The organism is Nocardia sp. NPDC058658 (assembly GCF_042716665.1).
Taxonomy (GTDB): Bacteria; Actinomycetota; Actinomycetes; order Mycobacteriales; family Mycobacteriaceae; genus Nocardia.
Genome location: NZ_JBHXRR010000053.1, coordinates 1 through 3,211, shown reverse-complemented (window position 1 = coordinate 3,211; position 3,211 = coordinate 1). Strand labels below are relative to the sequence as shown.

Here is a 3,211-nt window from a genome sequence, read left to right as displayed (position 1 = left end):
TTCGCCCAGCTCAAAGTATGGAAGATCCTGCGTAAGCTGCGGTGCTGCCCGGACAAATCCACCCGGCTTGTGAAGGCAATCGGCGTTCTCCAGGACCACGAACGTCAAGCCGCGTCGGCAGGATGAAAAAGGCTCAGTGATGGCAGGCGGCGCTGGGCCGGTCCGCCATACAGCATGACCCTCAGCAAGAGAGCGACTGTCGGTCATTCGGATGATTGAGGAAGCTGCACCGGTTGCATAGCGTCGATTCTTGTTTCGCGATTAGAAGGAAGAAGTATGACGACGAATTCCGGATTGCGCCGCGCCGCTGTGCTCGGAGTGGGACTGCTTGCAATTGGTGTCGGAACGGTCATCGGGTCACCCTGCGCGGTGGCCGACAGCATCAGCCCATATCACGGTCTGGGGACCACGATTGCGCGAATTTCGACGTCGCCCGGTGGTTTCATCGACTTCACAATCCTGATGCCGGGCGCCGGTAATGGGACCTGCACGCTCCTCGCAATCCCGATTGAGGTTACCGGTGCTACAGCGCCGAGTTCGGTGGAGAACTATCGGACCGAGACTCCAATGATCGTCGGGTTCGCGTCCGGTCGTATCGGCCCGCTTGCGAACGGTTCCTACGACATCGGCGCCGGTACTGGTTGCCAAACAAGTAACGGTGGGGGGCGGGTCGTAGGCAGTTCTCAGGCGCGGGAAAGTTCGGAGCGATGGGTTCAGGTCATCGCAACGCTCGACGGTGGTTCGCAGGTGCAAGCCGATCCTTTGCCGCCGTCGACCAAACAGCAGACCGAGCCATCGAAATCGCCGAAGACGCTGTCGGAGAGTTGCAGTGCCGTCGTCGAAGGCATCACTGGCTCCTACGTCGTCCTCCCCGGCGCAGACCAGATTCTCGACGCTGCGGGAGTCACCATTCGATATTTCTGCGGACTTGTCGGCGATCAGGCAACACGGTCCGAGCAATGGTGTCGTGCGGTCGAGGATTTCTTGTGGGGTTTCGTCCCGTCGATCAACCTCCAACGGCTCGACCATGACTTCGGCAACCCTGAAACGTACTGTCGGTAAGGGTAGTTCGTACTGAACCGACCAAGCTTCGAGCTCCTTGACATGTACCGACCGGCGCAGATCCGGTCGGTACGGGGCCGTTTACCTGAGCGACGCAGGGAGTCTTAGATGGGATCGCCGATCACCTCGGAATCATGGGAAGTGTCCCAATGTGCGCCGAGTTCAGGCAGTGAGTCTACGAAACCTTCCAACTCCTCGAAGAGTCGAGAGTTCCCTTTGCTCGCACGGAGATCGAACACCCATTGGTGGTTGTCCCTCCATGCATTGACGATTCGGCTGACCGCAAATCCATGAAATCCTGTTGGCCCTCGTGGACTGCCTTGCTGTAGGGTCGCTTCGGATCGGTTACGAGCCGTAGCTGCGGCCGGGGCGCAGCTATCGTGTTGTTGTTTCGGGGAATGTATGTGTCGGCGATGGCCGCCGAGGTTGCCCATTGTGTCGCGATGATCGATGCCTCTGCGTACCGCCTGTTGCGCGTTTACCTAGGTATCCCGTTCGTCGCGCTCGGCGATGCCGAGCCCGTGTCGTATATGGGGTCAGCGTCGAGCCACGCCATCTACGGGTACTTCCCGGATTTCTATTCGCGCATGTCGAGTTGGCGACGCTATCTGCCGCGCCGGTTCGCTGCTCGCGCAGCCTACCGAGTGCTTGTCGAGGGCGACAGCGACGATCGGCTGAGGTTCAGCACAGCACCGCACACCGCATCGGCCCGAGCCGCCGACCCATTCTCCAGTTAGGGAGTTCCCGTGTTCCACTTCCACCTCACCGACGGCTCGCCGCAGGCCATGCGGCGATGGCACGCGTTGCGAACAGGCGTCTACCTCGACTCCGGGCGGATCCGTCCGGACCAGCTCGATCCAGACGGTCTGTTCCGTGACAAATACGACGACTACTCCATCCACGTACTCGCGACCGAGGACGGCACTGCGGTCGGATCCATTCGTATGATCCAAGGTCGCCTTGGTCAACTGCAGGCGTGTGAACTGTTCGATCTTCCCGCCCCGGAGGGGGACACGTTCGAGGTCAGCGCTTGCGCGGTCGTCCGCGATTATCGGAAGTCGATGGTGACGCTCGGTCTCTATCGTGCGTTGTTCGATCTGGGGGAGCAGTGGGGCTACCGTCACGCGTACATGGTTCTCGCTGAGCCGTTTCGGCAGGCGATCGTGGCGTTGGGGTTCCCGGCGATCGCGGTCAGCGAGCCGCGCCGCGTATATAACTCGTGGGATGTTGTGGCTGCGGTCAAGCTGTCTTCGGTGAGCCCAGGCCTTGCTGGCGCCGATCGTCGGCGAGGGGACCGAACCCGGTTCGCTGACTTCTTCACTGAGCCCTTCGCCTGGTCATTGGACCCGGCGACGCTGTCGACCGTCGCCGATGCCTGACTTCAACGGCGGCCCGCTGGCACGCAATCGAGGTTTGATCACCGATGACGAGCAGCGGCTCCTGCGGTCGGCGCGAGTTCTCATTGCCGGCGTCGGCGGTGTCGGGGGAAGGACTGCGGAGACGCTGGCCCGCCTCGGCATCGGCCACCTACGCCTGACAGACCCCGACCACTTTTGCGTGTCGAATCTCAACCGGCAAGCCGGTGCGACGGTCCACACCCTGGGCCAGAACAAGGCTGCCGTAATCGCGGAGCTTTGCGCTGACGTCGGTACAGGGACCGACGTGGAGTTCTTCGATACCGGAGTCACGACGACCAACGTCGCCGCGATGCTGACCGACGTCGACCTCGTCGTTGACGCCATCGACTACACCGTTCCCCACCTCTCTCTCAGCCTGGCCCGTGCGGCCCGCGACCGCAGCATTCCTGTTCTCACCGCGGTCGAGGTGGGCTACAGCGTTTGGCAGACGGTGCTACTTCCCCACGGTATGACCTTCGAGCGGTTCTACGGCCTGCCACTTGACGTTTCGGTAGACGACGTCGCGCATGGACTGGCACGGGTGCCGTTGTGGCGGTTAGTACTGCAACGGCACCTGGGTGAGTAGGTGCTGGTAGGTCTGGTGTGTGGTGTTGGATCGTGTTGTGGCTGAGTTGGATTCGTTGATGGCGCGGATAAGTCCGCGTTTCTCGCGTTCGGAGCCGCGGGAGCGGGCACGGGAATACGTGTCAGGGCTGCTGGCTGGTTTGGAACGCAAGAACGGCTGGACACTG

At 61.6% G+C, this 3,211-nt stretch carries 4 protein-coding genes and 1 pseudogene; all 5 read left to right on the top strand.

Annotated elements, in window-relative coordinates:
* Window positions 1-276: 276 nt before the first annotated feature.
* Window positions 277-1,062, top strand: coding sequence for a hypothetical protein (locus ACFWUP_RS31305; protein WP_379239599.1), 786 nt, complete (start codon window positions 277-279; stop codon window positions 1,060-1,062).
* A gap of 413 nt (window positions 1,063-1,475) precedes the next feature.
* The gene (locus ACFWUP_RS31300; RefSeq protein WP_379239598.1) at window positions 1,476-1,799 is read left to right on the top strand and encodes a hypothetical protein; all 324 of its coding nucleotides are present in this window, start codon (window positions 1,476-1,478) and stop codon (window positions 1,797-1,799) included.
* Between the two features lie 66 nt (window positions 1,800-1,865).
* Window positions 1,866-2,441 (top strand): GNAT family N-acyltransferase, encoded by a 576-nt coding sequence (locus ACFWUP_RS31295; RefSeq protein WP_379239597.1) that lies wholly within the window; start codon window positions 1,866-1,868, stop codon window positions 2,439-2,441.
* Window positions 2,434-3,045, top strand: a complete 612-nt coding sequence (locus tag ACFWUP_RS31290) for a ThiF family adenylyltransferase (protein WP_379239596.1) — start codon at window positions 2,434-2,436, stop codon at window positions 3,043-3,045. The genes ACFWUP_RS31295 and ACFWUP_RS31290 overlap by 8 nt, the downstream gene beginning before the upstream one ends.
* Window positions 3,046-3,064: 19 nt before the next feature.
* Window positions 3,065-3,211 (top strand): annotated as a pseudogene (locus tag ACFWUP_RS31285) (IS701 family transposase); the annotation flags it as partial.